We start from the raw sequence: 16,669 nt of genomic DNA, 5'->3' as shown, positions 1-16,669 counted from the left end.
TAGGGTTGAAACAGGACCAGGATATATCCGGTCATACGCCGACTCGTTTGGGTCGCCTGTTCACGTGATCGAGGATGCTGGCTCGTGATCAAGAAAATCCTCATAGCCAACCGTGGCGAGATCGCCGTCCGTATCGTGCGGGCCTGCGCCGAGATGAACATTCGTTCGGTGGCCATCTATTCCGACGCCGACCGCCAGGCCTTGCACGTCAAGCGTGCCGACGAGGCCTACGGTATTGGCGATGACCCGCTGGCGGGCTACCTGAACCCGCGCAAGCTGGTGAACCTCGCCGTGGAAACCGGCTGCGACGCACTGCACCCCGGCTATGGTTTTCTCTCCGAGAACGCCGAACTGGCGGATATCTGCGCCTCGCGGGGCATCAAGTTCATCGGCCCGAGCGCCGAGGTCATCCGCCGCATGGGCGACAAGACCGAAGCCCGGCGCAGCATGATCAAGGCCGGCGTGCCGGTGACGCCGGGCACCGAGGGCAACGTGGCGGATATCGCCGAGGCGTTGCTCGAAGGTGACCGCATCGGATATCCGGTGATGCTCAAGGCCACCTCCGGTGGCGGTGGTCGGGGCATTCGCCGCTGCAACAGCCGCGAAGAGCTGGAGCAGGCGTTTCCGCGGGTGATCTCCGAGGCGACCAAGGCGTTCGGCTCGGCCGAGGTGTTCCTGGAGAAGTGCATCGTCAATCCGAAGCACATCGAGGCGCAGATCCTCGGCGACAGCTTCGGCAGCGTGGTGCACCTGTTCGAGCGCGACTGCTCGATCCAGCGGCGCAACCAGAAACTCATCGAGATCGCCCCCAGCCCGCAGCTGACCCCGGAGCAGCGCGCTTACATCGGCGATCTCGCCGTGCGCGCCGCCCAGGCCGTCGGCTACGAGAACGCCGGCACCGTGGAGTTCCTGCTCGCAGATGGCGAGGTGTACTTCATGGAAATGAATACCCGGGTGCAGGTGGAACACACCATCACCGAGGAAATCACCGGCATCGACATCGTCCGCGAGCAGATCCGCATCGCTTCCGGCCTGCCGCTGTCGGTCAAGCAGGAAGACATCCAGCACCGCGGTTTCGCCCTGCAGTTCCGCATCAATGCCGAGGACCCGCGCAACAACTTCCTGCCGTCGTTCGGCAAGATCACCCGCTACTACGCCCCTGGCGGCCCGGGCGTGCGCACCGACACGGCGATCTACACCGGCTACACCATTCCGCCGTACTACGACTCCATGTGCCTGAAGCTGATCGTCTGGGCGCTGACCTGGGAAGAGGCCCTGGCCCGTGGCTCCCGCGCGCTGGACGACATGCGCGTGCAGGGCGTGAAGACCACCGCCACCTACTACCAGCAGATTCTCGGCAACGACGAATTCCGCAGCGGGCGCTTCAACACCAGCTTCGTCGACGACCATCCCGAGCTGCTGAACTACTCGATCAAACGCAAGCCGGGCGAACTGGCCCTGGCCATCGCCGCCGCCATCGCCGCCCATGCCGGCCTGTGAGGAACACACCATGACAAGAACGATCACGGTCACCGACACCATCCTGCGCGATGCTCACCAGTCTCTGCTGGCCACCCGCATGCGCACCGAGGACATGCTGCCGATCTGCGACAAGCTCGACAAGGTCGGCTACTGGTCGCTGGAAGTCTGGGGCGGCGCCACCTTCGACGCCTGCGTGCGCTTTCTCAAGGAAGACCCCTGGGAGCGCCTGCGCGGTCTGCGCGCGGCATTGCCCAACACCCGCCTGCAGATGCTCCTGCGCGGGCAGAACCTGCTCGGCTACCGTCACTACAGCGATGACGTGGTCAGCGCCTTCGTCGCCAAGGCGGCGGAGAACGGCATCGACGTGTTCCGCATTTTCGATGCCATGAACGACGTGCGTAACCTGCGCGTTGCCATCGAAGCGGTGAAGGCCGCCGGCAAGCACGCCCAGGGTACCATCGCCTACACCACCAGCCCGGTGCACACCGTCGAGGCCTTCGTCGCCCAGGGCAAGGCCATGCAGGCCATGGGCATCGACTCCATCGCCATCAAGGACATGGCCGGCCTGCTCACGCCGTATGCCACGGCCGATCTGGTCAAGGCGCTGAAGACCGAGATCGACCTGCCGGTGTTTATCCACAGCCACGATACGGCGGGCCTGGGCTCGATGTGTCAGCTCAAGGCCATCGAGGCCGGCGCCGACCATATCGACACCGCCATCTCCAGCTTCGCCTGGGGCACCAGCCACCCCGGTACCGAGTCGATGGTCGCCGCGCTCAAGGGCAGCGACTACGACACCGGCCTGGATCTCTCGCTGATCCAGGAAATCGGCATGTACTTCCATGCGGTGCGCAAGAAGTACCACCAGTTCGAAAGCGAATTCACCGCCGTCGACACCCGGGTGCAGGTCAACCAGGTGCCGGGCGGGATGATTTCCAACCTGGCCAACCAGCTCAAGGAGCAGGGCGCGCTGAACCGCATGAACGACGTGCTGGCGGAGATCCCGCGGGTGCGCGAAGACCTTGGCTTTCCGCCTCTGGTCACGCCGACTTCGCAGATCGTCGGCACCCAGGCGTTCTTCAACGTGCTCGCCGGCGAGCGCTACAAGACCATCACCAACGAGGTGAAGCTCTACCTGCAGGGCGGTTATGGCCAGGCGCCCGGCAAGGTCAACGAGACGCTGCGCAAGCAGGCCATCGGCAACGAGGAAGTGATCGACGTGCGCCCGGCCGACCTGCTCAGGCCGGAGATGGACAAGCTGCGCGGGCAGATCGGCGACCTGGCCAAGTCCGAGGAGGACGTGCTGACCTTCGCCATGTTCCCGGACATCGGCCGCAAGTTCCTCGAGGAGCGCGAGGCCGGCACCCTGCAACCGGAAGTGCTGCTGCCGATTCCCGACGGCAGCGGCGTGGCGGCAGCCGGCGGGGCTGGCGTACCGACCGAATTCATCATCGACGTGCACGGCGAAAGTTACCGCGTGGATATCACCGGCGTCGGCGTGAAGGGCGAGGGCAAGCGGCACTTCTATCTGTCCATCGACGGCATGCCCGAAGAGGTGGTGTTCGAAGCGCTCAACGACTACGTCGCCGGCGGCACCGGCAGCAAGCGCCGCACCGCCAGCGCGCCGGGTGACGTGAGCACCAGCATGCCAGGCAACATCGTCGACGTATTGGTCAAGGAGGGCGACACCGTGAAGGCGGGGCAGGCCGTGCTGATCAGCGAAGCGATGAAGATGGAAACCGAAGTGCAGGCGCCGATCGCCGGCACCGTCAAGGCCGTGCACGTGGCCAAGGGCGACCGGGTCAACCCGGGCGAGGTGTTGATCGAAATCGAAGCCTGACCAGCAATTAACCTCTGGGGAGCCGCAAGGCTCCCTTTTTTTGTCCGGCATATGCTGCCGTCATCGCACTTTTCATATTTCCCCTGTCCATATCGGCGCGGTCGCTTGCGTTGGCCCCGCTGCTTTGGCATATAGCGGCTGCGTTCGTACCGCGTCGCTTCGGATCCACCGCAGCCTTGCGCTTTCAACCGTCGCTCCTGAAGGGGCGAGGTCAACTCTGATAGGGATATTTCATGCTCCGTCGCTGTTTTTTCCTCATGCTGTTACTCAGCCTGGCCGCTTGTTCCAATGGCCGCAAAATCGACTATTCCCAGGCGTATCCCGAGGTGCCGCAAGCCTTCGCCAAGTCCGTCGAAGTGCAGGTCATCGACGACCGCCCCTATGTGCTTTCCGGTAACAAGAAGGGCCATTTCGTCGGGCTGATCCGCGGCAGCTATTACATCCCCTATGACGTCAACACCCGTTCTGGCGAGCCGCTGGCGCAGGAGCTGCAGAAATCCGTGCTGGGCGGTTTCGAGCGCAAGGGCGTCAAGGCCCGCGCCGTCGATAGCAAGGTAAGCCAGGCGTCATCCGCCGATGCCATGCTGCTGTCGATTCGCGTGCGTGAATGGAAGAGCGAGAGCTTCATGGGGGTGGTGCTGACTCACGCGCTGACTGCCGACGTATTCGATAGCCGCGGTCAGCGCCTGGCCTCGGTACCGCTACAGGGTTCGTCCACCGTTTATGACTTCACCGATTCCGGCAAGACCATCCTCTCCAGTGTGCTGACCCAGCAGACCGTGCAGAAGGCCTTGAATGGCGAGCAGGTCGACGTCGTCGAGGCGGCCGAGATCAAGGACGGTTCGGTACGTCGCGACCCGGCCGCGCTGTTCACCCCGCCGGCCGCCCGCGACGGGGTGTACTGAGCGCGCAGTGCCTGCGGCTCGGGTGGCCAGTCATGGTCGCTGGGTCGCCGCTGACCATTGGGCTGGATGTGCACATTCGCGTGGCTGGCATTCGTTTTAGCGCAGTGTCATAACCCTCTCAGGAATCGGTCTAACGATCAGCCCGTCCGAGCGCGCGGGGCGGGCTACAATAGCCGACCGCTACAACTGGTCATTCGAAGGTCTATATGAATCTTTCCATTCCTGCTGCTGCGCCGGCCAACCGTCCGGGTACGCCGCTGGTCGCATTGGCGCTGCTGTTGGCTGGCGCCCTGGCACTGACCTTTGCGGTCAGCGGCCGTCAGGCATTGCTGTTTATCGTCGGTGGCGCGCTGGGCCTGGTGCTCTATCACGCGGCATTCGGCTTCACCTCGGCCTGGCGCGTGCTGCTCAACGAGCGCCGCGGCGCTGGCCTGCGCGCGCAGATGGTGATGCTGGCGATTGCCGTGCTGCTGTTCTTCCCGGCGTTGTCGGCAGGCACGCTGTTCGGTGAGCCGGTCAAGGGGCTGGTAGCGCCGGCGGGTACCTCGGTGATCGTCGGCGCCTTCATCTTCGGCATCGGCATGCAGCTGGGCGGCGGATGTGCGTCCGGCACGCTGTTCACCGTGGGCGGCGGCAACGCGCGGATGCTGGTCACCCTGCTGTTCTTCATCATCGGTGGCGTCGCAGCGACTCACCATCTGCAGTGGTGGTCGGCCCTGCCGAGCCTGCCGCCGACCTCCATCGTCGCCAGCCTGGGCCTGGTGCCCGCACTGCTGGTCAGCCTCGCCTTGTTCGCCGCCATCGCCGCGCTCAGCGCGCGCCTGGAACTGCGTCGACATGGCAGCCTGGAGCGTGCGGCGCCCAGTGAGCAGCGGGGCTGGCAACGTTTCCTGCGTGGTCCCTGGCCACTGATCTGGGGCGCAGTGCTGCTGGCACTGCTCAACTTCGCCACCCTGGCGCTGGCCGGTCGCCCCTGGGGCATCACCTCGGCGTTCGCATTGTGGGGTGCCAAGGTGCTGCAGGGCAGCGGCATCGAGGTTTCCGCCTGGGCGTTCTGGCAGCAACCGGGCAATGCCCAGGCGCTGGCCGCGCCGCTGTGGCAGGACATCACCACGGTGATGGATATCGGCATCGTCATCGGTGCACTGCTGGCCGCCGGCCTGGCCGGGCGTTTCGCGCCGAACCTGAACATTCCGCTGCGTTCGCTGATCGCTGCGGTGATCGGTGGCCTGCTGCTCGGCTACGGTTCGCGCCTGGCCTATGGCTGCAACATCGGCGCCTACTTCAGCGGTATCGCCTCCGGCAGCCTGCATGGCTGGCTGTGGCTGGTGGCAGCGTTCATCGGCAATGGCGTGGGCGTGCGCCTACGGCCATTGTTCTTTCCAGGCGAGCGACGCGAGGAGAAGCTGACGGGATGCTGATGGCCAGCCGCGCAAGCTCGGGCGCGCTGATTCTTGGCGTGTTGCTGAGCGTTGCATTGAGCGGCTGCCAATCCCCGCTGCAACAGCTCGATGAGTTGGCGGGCAAGCAGGATCAACGCCTGCAAACCCTCGACAGCACGCCCTTTCCGTTGCTCCTGAGCGCGCCAGGCAGAGCGCTGTCCACCTCGCGGATTCGGGTGTACATGGAAGGCGATGGTCAGGCCTGGGCGACCCGTTCGCAGCCCAGCCTCGACCCTTCTCCCCGTGACCTGCTGGTGGCTCGTCTGGCGTTCGCCGATCCGACGCCGAGCCTGTACCTGGCGCGGCCCTGTCAGTTCGTGCGCAGCGATGCCTGCGACACCGCGCTGTGGACGGATCGGCGCTTTGGCAGCGAGGTGCTGGCCAGCCTCGACGGCGCCCTCGATCTCATCAAGACGCGCTACGGCAACCGTGACTTCGAACTGGTCGGCTACTCCGGTGGAGCGGCCCTGGCCCTGTTGCTCGCCGCCCGCCGTGATGATGTAGCCAGCGTGCAGACGCTCGCGGGCAACCTGAGCCCGCGTCGTTGGGTACAGGTGCGCCAGTTGAGCCCGTTGACCGGCTCGCTGGAGCCGCTGGATTACCGTGAGCGGCTGACGCATGTGGCGCAACGTCATCTGGTGGGCGACGATGATCGCGTGGTACCGGCCGAAGTCCTGCGCCAGTACCTCGATGGCCTTGGCGAAGCGCGGTGCGTGGAGGCGGTCAGCCTCGCACAGGTGTCGCACCGCGACGGCTGGGAGGCCGCCTGGGCACAGTGGCGGCAGTTGCCGTTGCAGTGCGCTCAATGAACTCTGGCGAAACCCGGGTGGGCAAGGCGAACGCCTGATTCGGTGCGCTGCTGCAGCTAAATTCCCCGTTTTTCAGCCCCTTTCATGGGCAAGTTGTTATAGCCTTGCCCTCCTGGCAACAATCGACCGGTCGCAATCGGTTGATTCGCCTAACATTTCGTTACGTTCCTGGCGTTCGTAACGCTGTCACCCGACGTTGCAAGGACGCATCTGCGTTCATCCCTCGACATCCCGTGCTACCAGCCCGGGTGCCGTTCCTGCCGGCCACGAGCCGCAACGGATAGAACAACAAGGACATCCACGATGGAACAATTTCTCGCTGTGCTCTCGGCCATCAGTGGCTTTATCTGGGGGCCATTCCTGCTCATCCCCCTGCTGCTGCTCACCGGTCTGTACCTGACCATCCGCCTGCGTGGCATCCAGTTCCGCGTGCTCGGCCACGCCTTCTGGCTGGCCTTCGTCAAACGCACGGAAAAGGGCGACGTACCGGGAGACGTCTCTCACTACCAGGCCCTGGCCACCGCGCTGGCAGCGACCATCGGCGTCGGCAACATCGCCGGGGTGGCGACGGCCATCGGCATCGGCGGCCCGGGGGCGCTGTTCTGGATGTGGATGACCGGCCTGGTGGGCATGGCCACCAAGTATTCCGAAGCCTTGCTGGGCGTGAAGTACCGGGTCACCGATGCCAGGGGCGAGCAGAGCGGCGGGCCGATGTACTACCTCACGCGTGGCGTCGGCGGCACCCTGGGCAAGACGCTGGGTATCGCTTTTGCCATCTTCGGTGCGATTGCCTCGTTCGGCATCGGCAACATGGTGCAGGCCAACACCGCGGCCCATCAGCTGTACGACACCTGGGGCATCTCGCCGACCGCCACGGGTTTGCTGATGGCCATTGCGACTGCCGTGGTGATCATCGGCGGCATCAAGAGCATCGGGCGTTTCGCCGCGGGCGTGGTGCCGGTGATGATCGTCCTCTACATCATCAGCAACGTCGCCGTACTGGTGGTGTTCGCCGACCGCCTGCCGGACGCCATCGTGCTGGTCTTCACCGATGCCTTCAGTGGCAGCGCCGCGGCCGGTGGTTTCCTGGGTTCCAGCATCATCCTGGCCGTGCAGATGGGCGTGGCGCGGGGCATCTTTTCCAACGAGTCGGGGCTGGGGACTGGCGCCATCGCCGCGGCAGCTGCGAAGACCGACAAGCCGGTGCGCCAGGCCATGGTGTCGATGACCCAGACCTTTCTCGACACCCTGGTGATGGTGACCTTCACCGCCTTCGCGATCATCGTCACCGGCGCCTGGACCCAGGAAGGCCTCAAGGGCGCACCGATGACCGCCTGGGCCCTGGAGCAGGGCCTGGGGGGTGGCTGGGGCGTCTATACGGTGACCATCGGCGTGCTGGTCTATGCCTACACCACCATCCTCGGCTGGTCGTACTACGGCGAGCGCTGCATGGAGCGGCTGATGGGTCGTGTGGCGGTGATGCCGTACCGGCTGATCTTCTCGGTGGTGGTATTCGTCGGCGCGGTGACGTCACTGGAAGTGGTGTGGACCTTCTCCGACATCGCCAACGGCCTGATGGCGCTGCCCAACCTGATCGGCCTGTTGCTGCTCTCCGGCATCGTGGTCAGGGAGACCCGCGACTACATGAGCCGCAAGAACTGGAAGACCGAAGATTAGCCTGTAGGGTGGATCACGCTTTACCGATCCACCATTGCGGTGGACGTGAAAAGCGACGTCCACCCTACCGGGCTGGAAGACCGAAGATTAGCCTGTAGGGTGGGTCACGCTTTACCGGTCCACCATTGCGGTGGACGTGAAAGGCTACGTCCACCCTACGGGCTGGATGAGCCACCACGTTGTGGGAGCGCGCCATGCGCGCGAATCGCCGGCGCGGCCCGCTCCCCCCGGTAGCCGACTTCCACGTGCTCACCTCAAAGCCCGCAGACGCTGCCGTCGCTGCGCGGGTCGGCGGCGCCTTCCAGGATGCCGTCGGGATGGCGCAACAGGGCGCCGGCGTGGCCCATGGTGTCGCTGAAGGCTTCGTCCAGCACGTCGACGACATGCCCGGCCTGGCGCAGCCGCTCGACCAGTTCGCCCGGGAAACGGCTTTCCAGCTTGAGGGTGGTGCTGACGTCGCCCCAGGTGCGGCCGAGCAGCCAGCGTGGTGCGCTGACGGCGGCCTGCAGGTCACTGCCCAGGCGGTAGCGGCTGAGGATCGCTGCCTGAGTCTGTGGCTGGCCTTCGCCGCCCATGGTGCCGTAGCTCAGGGTGCGCCCATCGTCGAACAGGGCGAGGGCCGGGTTGAGGGTGTGGAAGGGCTTGCGGCCCGGTTCCAGGCTCTGCAGCGCGGTAGGGTCGAGGGAGAAACTGATACCGCGGTTCTGCCAGGCGACGCCGGTAGAGGGCAGTACCACGCCGGAGCCGAACTCCCAGTACACGCTCTGGATGAAGCTGACGGCGCGGCCCTGATCGTCGATGCAACCCATCCAGATGGTATCCCCCGGCGCTGCCGGTTGTGGCCACGGCAGCGCCTGCTGCGGGTCGATGGCGGCGGCCAGGCGTTGCAGGTTGGCGTCGTCCAGCAGGCCCTGTGGCTCCTGGGGTACGCGACCTGGATCGGTCACCACGCGGTCGCGGATCAGGAACGCCTGCTTGGTCGCTTCCACCAGCCCGTGCACATGCTCGAAGCCTTCGGCCTGTTCGACCGCGAGCTTTTCGAAGATGCCGAGGATCAGCAGTGATGCCAGGCCCTGGGTCGGCGGCGGCATGTTGTACAGGGTGGCGTCGTTCAGGCGCACGCTCAGCGGTTCGACCGCCCGGGCCCGGTAGCCCTGCAGGTCGGCGAGACGCAGCGGGCTGCCCAGGCGCTCGAGATCGGCGGCCATGCGTGTGGCCAGTTCACCGCGGTAGAAGTCGTCCAGGCCGGCATCGGCCAGGCGCTGCAGGGTCTCTGCCAGGGCCGGCTGGCGCAGCAAGTCGCCCTCCTTGGGCGCCTGGCCATGGTTCAGGTAGACCTCGGCGAAACCAGGCACGTCCTTCAGTTCGGCCAGTTTGCCTTGGGTCAGTTGCGCCTGACTGCGGCTGACCACGATGCCGCGACGGGCATGGCCGATGGCGTCGCTCAGCAGGTCGGGCAGGGCCATGCCCGGCCCCCAGTGAGCGGTCTGTGCCAGTGCTTCGGCCCAGCCGCCGACGGTGCCCGCCACGGTCAGCGCAGCCAGTGGGCCGCGGCTGGGGATCTGCGCGTGGCCCGCGTAGAAATCGCGGTCGGCCAGCGCCGCGCTGCTGCCGCAGGCATCGATGGCCAGCGGTCGCTTGCCTGGTTCGTGAATCAGCCAGAAACCATCACCGCCAATGGCGTTCATGTGTGGATAGACCACCGCGATGGTCGCCGCTGCCGCAACCATCGCCTCCACGGCGGTGCCGCCGGCCTTGAGCACGTCGCGCCCGGCCTGGGCGGCAAGATGGTGGGGAGCGACGAACAGGCCGCCTGTGGCGTGGGTGCTCTTGAGCATGGGATCAGGTTCCTTGTTGTTTTCGGGCCGCACCGATCATAACGGCACGGCCCGATAGGGCGCCTCTAAAAACGTTCGCGCGGGTAGATGACCGCACTGGCAGTTTCCAGAGGTGCCCGTCATGGCATCACCAACCGATAGCGGCAGGCAGCCAGGTGGCCAGGGACGGGAAGCAGAACACCACGGCCACGGCGAGCATCTGCAGGAATACGTACGGCAGGGCGCCGAGGTAGATGTCCTTGGTGCTGACCCCCGGTGGCGCAACGCCCTTGAGAAAGAACAGCGCCCAACCGAAAGGCGGTGTCAGGAAGGACATCTGCAGGTTCAGCGCCACCAGGATCCCCAGCCACACCAGGTCGGTGTCGTAGGCGATGAACACCGGCAGGAACATCGGCAGGGCGATGTAGGAGATCTCGATCCACTCGAGAAAGAAGCCGAGCACGAACAGCACCGCCATGAGGAACAGGATCGCCCCGAGTTCGCCGCCTGGCAGCAGGGTGAACAGATCATGCACCAGGGCCTCGCCACCGAGGCCACGGAAGGCCAGGGAGAACGGCTGCGAGCAGAGCAGGATCAGGAAGATCATCGCGCTGATGGTCAGGGTGCCGTGCAGGGTGGCCTTCAGCGTCGGCCAGCTCAGACGACCTGAAAGCGCAGCGATGAGCAGTGCGCCGAGTGCACCCATGGAGGCCGCTTCGGTGGGCGCCGCGACACCTCCTATGATCGATCCCAGTACCGCCATTACCAGCAGCAGGGGTGGCAGTACGCTGCGTGCCATGTCCTTGAGCAATTGCTTGCGGCTGGTCAGGGCGCGTTCCTCGGCAGGAATCGCCGGCACCCAATCCGGGCGCAGCCAACCGAGCACCAGCATGTAGACCACGTAGATCAGCGCCAGCACCAGGCTGGGGATGAAGGCCGCGGCGAAGATCGAACCCACCGACTGGCCGAGGATATCGGCCAGCAGGATCAGCACCAGGCTGGGCGGGATGATCTGCCCGAGGGTGCCGGAGGCGCAGATGGTGCCGCAGGCCACGGTCTTGTTGTAGCCGCGACGCAGCAGAGTGGGCAGGGTCAGCAGGCCGATGGTCACCACGGTGGCACCGACGATACCGGTGGAGGCGCCAAGCAGCACGCCGACCAGAATGATCGCCAGGCCCATGCCGCCGTTCAGGCCGCCCATGGCGCGGCCAATCGTATCGAGCATGTCCTCGGCGACCCTGGACTTCTCCAGCATCACCCCCATGAACGTGAACAAGGGTATCGCCAGCAGGGTGTAGTTGCTGACCACCCCGAACATGCGTGCCGGCAGCAGTGCGAACAGCATCGGGCCGAAGCCGATCATGCCGGCGACGAACCCTGATACGGCCAGGGAAATGGCCACCGGCACCCCCGCCATCATCATGGCGAAGAAGCCGAAGACCATGGCGATGGCCAGCCATTCGTTGGGGCTCATGGGCGCACCTCCCCGGCCTGCGTTGGTTGCAACAGGGTGCACAGCGCACGCAGGCTATCGGCCACGCCCTGCAGGCCGAACAGGCCGAAGCCCAGCGGCAGGAAGGCCTTGACCAGGAAGCGGTAGGGCAGGCCACCCGGATCGGGTGAGCCTTCGCCCATGTGGTAGGACTGCATCGTGTAGTTGAACGCCAGGCGGGCGATGTAGAAACCGATCGCTGCGGTGGCGATCCCGCTGAACAGGTCGACGGCGGCCTTGGTCTTCACCGCGAACTTCTCGTAGAGAAAGTCCACGCGCACGTCCTGGCGGTGCTTGAGGGTGTAGGCGATACCGAGCAGGGCGATGGGCGAGATCAGGTACCACTCCAGTTCCTGCAGGGCGACCGGGCTGAAGTCGAACAGGTAGCGCATCAGCACATCGAACGACACCAGCAGGACCAGCAGCAGCACGCAGGCCCGGGCAATGGAGCCCAGTGTCTCGACCAGCCCTTCGATAAGGGTGACGATGGCCATCATGCCTCGCCCATCCCGATGTCCATGAAGGCCTTCTCGCCTACCGAGGCCCAGGAGATGTACTGCTTGCGGAAGGCGAAGAAGTGCTCGTAGACCTTCCGGGTCGCCGGGTCGCTCGCCGCCATGCTCGACAGGGTGTCGTGGGTGACTTCGTGCAGGCGCTTGATGATGTCGTCCGGCAGCGGCCGGGCGATCACGCCCTGGTTGTTGACCAGATCCTGCAGGGCCTCGGCGTTGACCGCATCGCACCATGACCAGCTGTCGGTGTTGCAGGCCTGGGCGCAGAAACGCACGATCGCCTGGAGGTCGGCGGGCAGGCTGTCCCAGGCCTGTTTGTTGATGATCAGCTCGGTGACGTTGGTCGGCTCGTGCCAGCCGGTGGTGTAGTAGTTCTTGGCCGCCTTGTGCAGGCCCATGCGGCGATCCTGATAGGGGCCGACGAACTCGGCGGCGTCGATCACGCCACGCTCCAGGGCTGGGAATATCTCACCGCCGGGCAACAGGCGCACCGCCACGCCCAGCTCGCTGTAGACCTTGCCGGCCAGGCCGGCGATGCGCATCTTCAGGCCCTTGAGGCTGTCGACGTTCTCCAGCGGCTGGCGGAACCAGCCGGTCATCTGCGTACCGGTGTTACCCAGGGGCATGGGCACCAGGCCGTGGGGTTCGTAGAGTTCTTCCCAGAGCTTCAAGCCGCCGCCGTTGTACAGCCAGGCGTTCATGCCCTGGGTATTCATGCCGAACGGCACGGCGGTGAAGAACTGCGCTGCGGGGATCTTGCCCGCCCAGAAGAAGGCGTTCGCCGCGTTCATTTCCACCATGCCGCTGGAGACGGCGTCGAAGCCCTCCAGCGCAGGAATCAGCTCACCGGCGGCGAAGTGCTGGATCTTCAGGCGGCCACCGGACATGTCCTCGACGCGCTTGCAGAAGTCGGTGGGGCTGCCCGGGCCCTGCACGTAGAAGGGCGAACCCGGCGCATAGGCGTTGGTCATCTTCCAGTTGAAGGTCTTGCCGCTGACTGCCGCACTGGCCACGCCGCTGCCGCCCAGTGCCAGGCCAGCACCCGCCGCGAGGGCGCCGGCGCCGATGAAATGTCGTCGTTTGAGGCTCATGGGGTTCTCCTGCCACAGTGGCCGTTGCGCCAGGCATCTGCCTGCCGGATGTAAAGTTGCTCGTGCAACCCTTGAGCAACTGCCATGCCAGCAGCAAATTATTCCAACCTTATGATTTAAAAGTATTTTTATTGATCATCTGATTTTCCTTGGCGATGCCGGGCGCACACAAAACAAGCGTGGCAAAGGTTCGTGAGGTGACGAAACGGTAACCGCAGCAGGTGCTGCTGAACATTTGTCAGGTCACGCCGGCTGTCCGGGTACGTTCCGTCAAGCGGGGCCGTGGTGAGCGTGCGAATGTCATGCGTGCACCAAAACGCATCGGCGGCACGCTTTTGACGCAGTGCGCAGCGGACCCTGAGTCGAGGTTACAGACGTGCGCCGCCACGCCGATGCTTGACCCGGGTCATCAGCGCCTTGCAATCGACCGTGAGGATTTCCGGATGATTGAAGATGTGCTGGCGCACGAAGGCATCGAAGGTTTCGTAGCTGTCGGTCAGGGTGTGGATATGCAGGCTTTTCAGGTCGCTCATGATGTACAGGCTGACCACTTCCATGGTCGCCGAAAGCCGCTCGGCGACGGCCTCGATGGCGTGGGGCGCGACGGTCAGGTCGACGAAGGTGGAGATGCCCTTGCCGAGCTTTTCCGGGTTGACCACCGCGGTGAATTTCTCGATCACGCCGCTCTCCACCAGTGCCTGCACCCGGGTGCGGGCATGGGCGCGGGAGATGTTCAGCTGGCGGGCGATATCGGCGAAGGAAGTGCGCGAATCCTTGATCAGGATATTCAGCAGCGCGTTGTCCAGTTTGTTCATGGCTCGCTCTGTCGGTGGTTGAGGCCGACGGAGATGCGGGTTACGTGCCAGGGGCTGTGCCTAGAACAGTTTACGGTACTGCTCGAAGCCCGAGTGCTCGCCGATCCGCTCGTAGAGCAGCTTGGCCTTGGCGTTGGTCTCGTGGGTCAGCCAGTGCACGCGGGAGCAACCGGCGGCCCGGGCGACCGCGTAGACATGCTCGATCAACTGGCGGCCGACGCCATTGCCCCGTACGTCCTTGCCGATGAACAGATCCTGCAGGTAGCAGTAGTCGCCGGTGGTCCAGCAGGAGCGGTGGTAGATCCAGTGCACCAGGCCGATGGCCTCGCCATCGTGCCAGGCGAGGGCGGCGAACATCGGCTCGGCAGGGTCGAGGAAGCGCTGCCAGGTCTGCGCGCTGGTGTCGGCGTCGATCTCGGTCATGTAGAAGCGTTGGTAGCCCTGCCACAACGGTAACCAGGCAGCGTGATCGGCGGCGGCGACGGCGTGGATTTCCACGGGGATGCGGACGGCCATGGACAGCTCTCCTGAAAGTCGGTCGACCGCCATCCTGCGTCGTGGCGCTGTTCACCGCAAGCGCGTTGGGCGCTCAGCAGATGACCAACTGGCCGGTCGGCCACTCGCCGTCCCAGCCGCAAGGGATATGTCCGGCCTCGTAGACCTTGAGCAAGTCGTCGAAGAACAGCGGCTGCGCCAGCTGCCGGCTGTAGGCGGCCTCCATCAGATAGGCGTGGAGGATCCATTGCAGGTCGGCGAGCAGGGTAGCCTCGGCCAGCGCTGCCGGCAGGTCCTGCCAGATTGGCCGTAGCGCCGCTTCGGCCTGACCTGCCAGGTCGTTCCAAGCCTGATAATCGCGCGGGTGCAGACGGGCCAGGCGCGCGGTAATGGCATTGCGCGCCTCCAGCGTGGCGGCTTCCCAGGTGTCGCTGGCCAGCAATCTGCCCAGCTCCTGTGCAGCGGCCTGGCGCACACCTGCAAGCCTCGTAGGGCTGCCGATGTTGGCGAACCAGTCGATGCGCGACAGGCGCTCGATGGCAGCAGCGGGTATCTGCATCGCTCAGCGTCCGTTCAGATAAGCCTTGCCGTAATGACGCTCGAGGCGTGCCTGGATCAGCTCCAGGCCGATCGACAGCAGCCAGTAGATGACCGCCGCGGTGGTCAGCATCTCGATGTAGCGATACGACGAGCGGCCATAGGACTGGGCCAGGAACATCACTTCCCAGACGCCCATCACCGAGATCAGCGACGAGTCCTTGAGCATCGAGATGAACTGGCTGGTGGTCGGCGGGATGATGGTGCGCATCGCCTGTGGCAGGGTCACCCGCCAGAAGATCACCGCTGGCTTGAGCCCCAGTGCCAGGGAGGCTTCGCGCTGGCCAGGCGGCACGCCGATCAGCCCGGCGCGGAAGATTTCGCTCAGGTAGGCGCCGTAGTTCAGCGACAGGGCAATGATCCCGGCGGTGATCGCGCCCGGCACCAGGCCCAGCTGCGGCAGGCCCAGGTAGATCAGCAGGATCTGGATCAGCAACGGCGTGCCACGGAAGAACGAGGCGTAGAAGCTGGCGATGCCGAACGCCACGGCACTCTTCGACAGGCGCGCCAGGGCGGTGACGAAGCCCAGGGCCAGGGATGCCCAGATCGAGCAGAAGCACAGGAACAGGGTGAGTACCGCGCCCTGCAGGAAGCCGTTGGGCGCCAGGCTGGTGCCGAGCAGGTTGGGCAGCTTGTCGAGGATGATCGAGAACTTCAGGTCGAAGCTCAGGAAGAACGCCACGCACAGGGCGAACATGATCGCCCAGGTGAGATAAAGACGGGTGCGAAAGCCGAACACGCCCGCCAGGGATGGCGGGCGAGGAGATTCAGGTGGGGGTGTCATTGGCTGATATCGGAATCGATCCACTTCCTGGAGATGGCCGCCAGGGTACCGTCCTGGCGCAATTGTGCGAAGGCCTCCACGACTCGCGCGCGCCACTGGGCGTCGTCCTTCTCGATGGCCACGGCGTTCGGCTCGGCGTACAGCGCGTCGCCGGCCAGCTTGAAGCGCTTGTCCTGGTCGATGCGCGGCTGCGCGGTGACCAGGTTGGTGAGAATGGCATCGAGGCGCACACCGGCACCCAGGGCGAGGTCGTGAAAGGCCACGGTGTCGTTGTCGTAGGGCGCGACCTGTACGGCGTCGAACGGGTACTCCAGCGGTTTGTCCTCGGCGCCTTCGATGACCAGGTCCTTGTTCAGGTAACCCTCATAGGACGAGGCGCTGGTGACGCCGACCTTCAGACCGGAGAGATCCTTGGCCGAGTGGATGCGGTCATCGCTGGCGTTGACCACGATCACCGCCGGCGAGGCGTAGTAGGTCACCGGGAAGTCGAACACCTGGGCGCGTGCCTTGCTTGGCGTCATCGAGCAGATGCAGATGTCGTAGCGGCCGTTCCAGCGGCCGGCGGCGATCACGTCCCAGGAGGGAGTTTCCAGGCGCAGCTTGACGCCCAGCTTGTCGGCCAGGGCCTTGGCCACATCGACGTCGAAGCCGTCGAGCTGGTTCTGCTCGTTGAGGAAGGAGAACGGCGGATAGTTTTCCATCAGCACGTTCACCAGTTCGCCGTTCTTCTCGATACGGTCGAGGGTAGGGCCTGCCAGAGCCAGGTTGCAGAAGGACGCGAGGGTCAGGCCGAGGGCCGCGAACAGGGTGGTTTTCACAGAATTCCTTAAGCACGAAAGGGGTTGTGACAGGCGGTGCGTGTGTATTAAATAGTTATAAATGAATGCGTCCAAATGAATTGAATGCATATC

At 64.9% G+C, this 16,669-nt stretch carries 15 protein-coding genes; 6 read left to right on the top strand and 9 right to left on the bottom strand.

Annotated elements, in window-relative coordinates:
• Positions 1–84 precede the first annotated feature (84 nt).
• The 6 genes from BLR94_RS21355 (at position 85) to BLR94_RS21330 (ending at position 8,155) form a co-directional block, all read left to right on the top strand.
• The gene (locus BLR94_RS21355; RefSeq protein WP_084307928.1) at positions 85–1,500 is read left to right on the top strand and encodes an acetyl-CoA carboxylase biotin carboxylase subunit; all 1,416 of its coding nucleotides are present in this window, start codon (positions 85–87) and stop codon (positions 1,498–1,500) included.
• Positions 1,501–1,510: 10 nt separating this feature from the next.
• Positions 1,511–3,322, top strand: a complete 1,812-nt coding sequence (oadA, locus tag BLR94_RS21350; RefSeq protein WP_084307927.1) for a sodium-extruding oxaloacetate decarboxylase subunit alpha — start codon at positions 1,511–1,513, stop codon at positions 3,320–3,322.
• A gap of 233 nt (positions 3,323–3,555) precedes the next feature.
• On the top strand, positions 3,556–4,227 hold the full coding sequence (locus BLR94_RS21345; protein WP_084307926.1) for a hypothetical protein: 672 nt from the start codon (positions 3,556–3,558) through the stop codon (positions 4,225–4,227).
• Between the two features lie 206 nt (positions 4,228–4,433).
• Positions 4,434–5,648, top strand: coding sequence for a YeeE/YedE family protein (locus BLR94_RS21340; protein ID WP_084307925.1), 1,215 nt, complete (start codon positions 4,434–4,436; stop codon positions 5,646–5,648).
• The gene (locus BLR94_RS21335; protein WP_084307924.1) at positions 5,642–6,478 is read left to right on the top strand and encodes an alpha/beta hydrolase; all 837 of its coding nucleotides are present in this window, start codon (positions 5,642–5,644) and stop codon (positions 6,476–6,478) included. The genes BLR94_RS21340 and BLR94_RS21335 overlap by 7 nt, the downstream gene beginning before the upstream one ends.
• Positions 6,479–6,781: 303 nt before the next feature.
• Entirely contained in the window at positions 6,782–8,155 is a 1,374-nt protein-coding gene (locus BLR94_RS21330) for an alanine/glycine:cation symporter family protein (RefSeq protein WP_175154253.1), read from the top strand.
• A gap of 254 nt (positions 8,156–8,409) precedes the next feature.
• Here the strand turns inward: BLR94_RS21330 and BLR94_RS21325 are convergent, their stop codons facing one another.
• From BLR94_RS21325 to BLR94_RS21285, 9 genes are all read right to left on the bottom strand, one after another.
• The gene (locus tag BLR94_RS21325) at positions 8,410–9,993 is read right to left on the bottom strand and encodes a gamma-glutamyltransferase family protein (RefSeq protein WP_084307923.1); all 1,584 of its coding nucleotides are present in this window, start codon (positions 9,991–9,993) and stop codon (positions 8,410–8,412) included.
• 127 nt (positions 9,994–10,120) lie between these two features.
• Positions 10,121–11,446, bottom strand: a complete 1,326-nt coding sequence (locus BLR94_RS21320) for a TRAP transporter large permease (RefSeq protein ID WP_084307922.1) — start codon at positions 11,444–11,446, stop codon at positions 10,121–10,123.
• Positions 11,443–11,961: a TRAP transporter small permease subunit gene (locus BLR94_RS21315; RefSeq protein WP_084307921.1), complete on the bottom strand. Its 519-nt coding sequence runs from the start codon at positions 11,959–11,961 to the stop codon at positions 11,443–11,445. Before BLR94_RS21315 ends, BLR94_RS21320 begins: the two co-directional genes overlap by 4 nt.
• A complete protein-coding gene (locus BLR94_RS21310; RefSeq protein WP_084307920.1) occupies positions 11,958–13,067 on the bottom strand; it encodes a TRAP transporter substrate-binding protein in 1,110 nt (369 codons plus the stop codon). The genes BLR94_RS21315 and BLR94_RS21310 overlap by 4 nt, the downstream gene beginning before the upstream one ends.
• 368 nt (positions 13,068–13,435) lie before the next feature.
• Positions 13,436–13,882: an Lrp/AsnC family transcriptional regulator gene (locus BLR94_RS21305; protein WP_070881064.1), complete on the bottom strand. Its 447-nt coding sequence runs from the start codon at positions 13,880–13,882 to the stop codon at positions 13,436–13,438.
• Between the two features lie 60 nt (positions 13,883–13,942).
• Complete coding sequence (locus tag BLR94_RS21300; protein WP_244158244.1) at positions 13,943–14,398, bottom strand: GNAT family N-acetyltransferase; 456 nt, start codon at positions 14,396–14,398, stop codon at positions 13,943–13,945.
• Positions 14,399–14,471: 73 nt separating this feature from the next.
• Positions 14,472–14,936: a hypothetical protein gene (locus tag BLR94_RS21295; RefSeq protein ID WP_084307919.1), complete on the bottom strand. Its 465-nt coding sequence runs from the start codon at positions 14,934–14,936 to the stop codon at positions 14,472–14,474.
• Between the two features lie 3 nt (positions 14,937–14,939).
• Positions 14,940–15,758, bottom strand: coding sequence for an amino acid ABC transporter permease (locus BLR94_RS21290; RefSeq protein ID WP_084307918.1), 819 nt, complete (start codon positions 15,756–15,758; stop codon positions 14,940–14,942).
• Positions 15,755–16,576: an ABC transporter substrate-binding protein gene (locus BLR94_RS21285; RefSeq protein WP_084307917.1), complete on the bottom strand. Its 822-nt coding sequence runs from the start codon at positions 16,574–16,576 to the stop codon at positions 15,755–15,757. Before BLR94_RS21285 ends, BLR94_RS21290 begins: the two co-directional genes overlap by 4 nt.
• Positions 16,577–16,669 lie beyond the last annotated feature (93 nt).

The sequence above is a fragment of the Phytopseudomonas flavescens genome (assembly GCF_900100535.1).
Lineage (GTDB): Bacteria > Pseudomonadota > Gammaproteobacteria > Pseudomonadales > Pseudomonadaceae > Aquipseudomonas > Aquipseudomonas flavescens.
The sequence above is the reverse complement of the archived record's forward strand: the minus strand, read 5'-3'. Positions and strand labels throughout refer to the sequence as shown.

Bases quoted from the DNA above. Each gene is read 5' to 3' on its own strand.
- oadA (WP_084307927.1), top strand. From the start codon at position 1,511: ATGACAAGAACGATCACGGTCACCGACACCATCCTGCGCGATGCTCAC.
- BLR94_RS21345 (WP_084307926.1), top strand. From the start codon at position 3,556: ATGCTCCGTCGCTGTTTTTTCCTCATGCTGTTACTCAGCCTGGCCGCT.
- BLR94_RS21340 (WP_084307925.1), top strand. From the start codon at position 4,434: ATGAATCTTTCCATTCCTGCTGCTGCGCCGGCCAACCGTCCGGGTACG.
- BLR94_RS21335 (WP_084307924.1), top strand. From the start codon at position 5,642: ATGCTGATGGCCAGCCGCGCAAGCTCGGGCGCGCTGATTCTTGGCGTG.
- BLR94_RS21330 (WP_175154253.1), top strand. From the start codon at position 6,782: ATGGAACAATTTCTCGCTGTGCTCTCGGCCATCAGTGGCTTTATCTGG.
- BLR94_RS21325 (WP_084307923.1), bottom strand. From the start codon at position 9,993: ATGCTCAAGAGCACCCACGCCACAGGCGGCCTGTTCGTCGCTCCCCAC.
- BLR94_RS21320 (WP_084307922.1), bottom strand. From the start codon at position 11,446: ATGAGCCCCAACGAATGGCTGGCCATCGCCATGGTCTTCGGCTTCTTC.
- BLR94_RS21315 (WP_084307921.1), bottom strand. From the start codon at position 11,961: ATGATGGCCATCGTCACCCTTATCGAAGGGCTGGTCGAGACACTGGGC.
- BLR94_RS21310 (WP_084307920.1), bottom strand. From the start codon at position 13,067: ATGAGCCTCAAACGACGACATTTCATCGGCGCCGGCGCCCTCGCGGCG.
- BLR94_RS21305 (WP_070881064.1), bottom strand. From the start codon at position 13,882: ATGAACAAACTGGACAACGCGCTGCTGAATATCCTGATCAAGGATTCG.
- BLR94_RS21300 (WP_244158244.1), bottom strand. From the start codon at position 14,398: ATGGCCGTCCGCATCCCCGTGGAAATCCACGCCGTCGCCGCCGCCGAT.
- BLR94_RS21295 (WP_084307919.1), bottom strand. From the start codon at position 14,936: ATGCAGATACCCGCTGCTGCCATCGAGCGCCTGTCGCGCATCGACTGG.
- BLR94_RS21290 (WP_084307918.1), bottom strand. From the start codon at position 15,758: ATGACACCCCCACCTGAATCTCCTCGCCCGCCATCCCTGGCGGGCGTG.